2 protein-coding genes, 1 rRNA gene and 1 riboswitch are annotated in these 3,912 nt (G+C 43.2%); of the genes, 2 read left to right on the top strand and 1 reads right to left on the bottom strand.

The features are described from left to right. The first annotated feature begins 19 nt into the window (after positions 1-19). A 5S ribosomal RNA gene (rrf, locus tag AB3112_RS09230) occupies positions 20-136 on the top strand. 89 nt (positions 137-225) lie between these two features. After that, on the top strand, positions 226-1,524 hold the full coding sequence (locus tag AB3112_RS09225; RefSeq protein WP_084974064.1) for a cation:dicarboxylase symporter family transporter: 1,299 nt from the start codon (positions 226-228) through the stop codon (positions 1,522-1,524). A 659-nt stretch (positions 1,525-2,183) separates the two neighbouring features. Continuing rightward, positions 2,184-2,349: riboswitch (M-box (ykoK) riboswitch) on the bottom strand. Between the two features lie 57 nt (positions 2,350-2,406). Here AB3112_RS09225 and AB3112_RS09220 read toward each other — a convergent pair. Continuing rightward, a partial coding sequence (locus AB3112_RS09220; protein ID WP_367334354.1) for a multicopper oxidase family protein occupies positions 2,407-3,912 on the bottom strand: 1,506 nt, incomplete at its 5' end.

The raw sequence follows: 3,912 nt of genomic DNA, 5'->3' as shown, positions 1-3,912 counted from the left end.
TTCTTTCACAGGAAAATAGTGTGGTGGCGATAGCCAGAAGGATACACCTGTTCCCATGCCGAACACAGAAGTTAAGCTTCTGCACGCCAAGAGTAGTTGGGGGATCGCCCCCTGCGAGGGTAGGACGTTGCCACGCAATTTAGAAAGTCTTCAATGGTATTTACTATTGAAGGCTTTTGTTTTATATTGAAATAGTACGTATTTTTAAGGAATATAGGTGAAATTATGAAGCGCTATCGATCTTACCGTCTAAGTTTAGGGTGGCAAATCCTGATTGGACTCGTGATAGGTGTTGTCTTTGGAGTGATTTTTTACAAAAACAACACGGCAATTACTGCGATGCAAAATATTGGCACAATGTTTATTAATTTGATTCAGATGATTGTGCTACCGATCGTGGTTTCTTGCTTAACTGTTGGTATTGCCAGTATGGGCGATATTAAGAAATTGGGGCGGGTTGGACTCAAAACGATTATCTATTTTGAATTGATGACAACTATTGCAATTGCACTTGGGATGATTGTTGCCAATGTGCTTCACCCCGGAACGTTAATCGATATTCATTCACTTCATGGTTCAGATATCAGTCAATATATGGCGACTGCAAAGACTGCTGAGCATACTGGAATTTGGGGAACTTTGATGGGGATTATCCCGACAAATATTTTTAAATCCTTAGCGAATGGCGATATGATGCCCGTCATTTTCTTTTCCGTCTTTTTTGGATTGGGGATTGCAGCAATCGGTGAAAAAGGCCAGATTTTAATTGATGGTCTAAATGCCGTGGCTGAAGTCATGTTCAAGGTCACAAATTGGGTGATGCATGTGGCGCCAATCGGTGTTTGTGCGCTGATTGGTGTTGCTTTGGCAGAAATGGGAATCGGTGCTTTGATTCCTTTGGGTTATTTTGTGGCAATTGCCTATGTCACCATGACCGTGTTCATACTGGTAATTATGGGGATAGTGGCAAAGATATTTGGATTTAGCATTTTTGATTTACTATTGGTCATCAAAGACGAAATTGTGTTAGCATTTTCAACCGCTAGTTCTGAAGCGGTGTTACCAAAGATGATTGAGAAAATGGATAAATTTGGAACCAGCCAGGGAATCGTTTCTTTCGTCATTCCAACTGGCTACACCTTTAACCTGGACGGTTCAGCAATCTACCAATCGATTGCAGCACTGTTCCTTGCTCAGGCCTACCATATTAACCTCTCAATTGGCCAACAGATCACGTTGTTGGTTGTACTGATGATTACCTCTAAGGGGATGGCCGGCGTCCCTGGCGCCTCCTTTGTGGTCCTTCTGGCGACTATCTCAACGATCGGTGTCCCGGTAACCGGATTAACGTTCATTGCCGGAATTGATCGAATAGTTGATATGGGCCGGACTGCCGTTAACGTGGTTGGAAACTCACTTGCAACCGTGGTTATTGGCAAGTCAGAAAAAGAGTTCGACGAAGAAAAATCTAAGAAGTACATTGCCTCATTTAAAAAACACGGCGTACCCGAAAGGGCCGAATAGTTCCACGATAGAATGATAAAAAGGTTGGCGTAAAAACAATGCGTCAGCCTTTTTTGATGATGTATATTAAAAGCCGTCAACGAATTTACGTTGGCGGCTTTATAATGTTATTTTCGATAAGATAGCAGTCATCTTGCAAGAATCAGTTTCCACCGGATTCTTGGAGGTTTCGTCCTCATAATTACTATTATTATCGTTTTATGTGTGGCAATTTAGTACGATTAATCGATTTCTCCCCAATTAGTTTCCTAAAAGGTGAAGCGTTTTTCGACTATGAGTAGCCGATCGACCACAAGTACGTCAGTACCTAAACGGTCGAGACCACCGAGAAATTGTATTAACCGAATTCCCAAAAGTTGATTCGTCTAAACAAACGAAGTCGGGAAATTTTTTGTGAATCATCTAGCTGTAAAGCTAATAAGCAAGAAACAAAACGTTTAGACGCGTCAAACATTTATTCAATTCGGGAAGATCGGTTATCACAATTTCTCACTAAGCATGAAGCTGTGCGAGAGTTATCACAACCGGGCTTCCCTTGGTAGACTGGTGCTTCGTCGCTCCTGGGTCTGTAAATTCTGCTGTCATAACTCTCACCTCTTCAAAGTTTTTTATTTGGTAATGAAAAGTGTCCAGCCGATAACGACTGGACACAATAAACCACTTATCGCCAGTCGTTGAGCTTTAGCACTATGTGTTGTAGTTAAAAATTAACAGCTACATTAGTCCAAGCCTTACTTTGACCTGGACAGCTGACTCATTGGCGTTTTTCGACGTTTCTGAGCAGTAGCATTTTCCACATAGGAGCCTCACCTAACAGCTTTATTCATTTTTCATTCCAAAACTTATAATAGCACAGCCCTTGTTCTTTCGCAAGAATTAGGCTTACATATCCATGCCCGGAATATTGAGATCTTCAACCTTGACGCCACGTTCTTTGGCGAACGCATTCATTAAAGTATCCATATCCATTAACTTGTATTGTTTTGGATGATCAGGATCGTAGACTTCAAATTGGGCCATCATGCCGCCATCTTCGTGTTCAATGATGTGGCAATGGTTCATATAGACCCCAAGGTGATCGAAGCCGACTTTCAGACGGACGGTTTCACCAGGGTTAACCCCAACGGTATCCTTTAATCCATGTTCATTTGGATAAGGCTCGTCGCCGTTTCTTGAAACAACTTGGAATTGAGTTCCATGCATATGGTAGGGGTGAACCATTCCGTTGCTCATATCATTGGTATTGCTAATGTCCCAATACTCAACGTTGCCCAGTTTTTGTTTGTCGTCAATCCGTTGCATATCAAATTTCTTGCCATTCATCATGACTTCTTCGTCCATTCCAGACATGACGACCTTATGAACGGGGGCACCTGGCGTGACATCTGGGTCCGGAATATCAACTAAATGATCTGGCAGTTGTGTATTATCCGGGGCAAATTCATGAATTCTAAACCGCATAATTGGAACGTCGTCACAGAATAAAGTGACCTCATCGCCCGGCTTGTACTGACCAAAGTCGACAATTACTTCTGCCCGCTCTGCGCATGTCAGCATCAAGTGGGTAAAATCAACTGGTTCGGGCATAATGCCACCATCAGAGGCGATTTGGGTAAACTTTAAATCGTCACTAAAGTGCAGCCGCCACTCACGTCGATTGGCGCCGTCCAGGATGCGTAATCGAAGCCGCTGCGTGGTTACGTCGAAGTATGGGTTAATAGTACCATTAATCATCGCAGTGGGCCCCTGCACGCCGTCAGGGTCATAGTCAGCCATATAGTCCCATTGGTTGTCTTCGTGGAAACGACGGTCTTGTAAAATCAACGGAATATCGTCCACACCGTAGTTTCTTGGAAATGGCAATTTGCTTTCGACGTCATCTTTAACCACCACGGCAGTTGCTAATCCCTTCCAAACATGTTCAGCAGTAGCTGGACACGGGTGGGCATGTAACCACAACGTTGCGGCTGGTTGATCACACTTGAATTCAATTTGGGTGCTTTCGCCAGGATATACCGGCGCGTGACAGCCACCGTCAGTGATTGGTCCGGAAACGTTCAAACCGTGCCAATGAAATGTTGTCAATTCAGGGAGTTCATTTTTCAGGGTAATATGGATCATTTTGTCTTTTTTAAACAGAATGGTCTTTCCCAAAAGATCGGTGTTATACCCCCAAGTTTTGGTCTTTTTGCCTGGTAATAACTGAACTTCACCGGTTTGGGCGATGACCGTGTAATACATATCGGTATCGGTTTCCTTATCCGGCTTTAGTAGTTCTGGAATTTTTAACGGTTGTTGGGGAGCTTTAGGCTCCTCAAGAGGAATAAATCCACCGTCATGAGTATTGTAGGCAGGCTCATCAAAAAAGTAATCTGTATAAACTTTTCT

The organism is Lentilactobacillus sp. (genome assembly GCF_040773105.1).
Lineage (GTDB): Bacteria > Bacillota > Bacilli > Lactobacillales > Lactobacillaceae > Lentilactobacillus > Lentilactobacillus parabuchneri.
The sequence above is the reverse complement of the archived record's forward strand: the minus strand, read 5'-3'. Positions and strand labels throughout refer to the sequence as shown.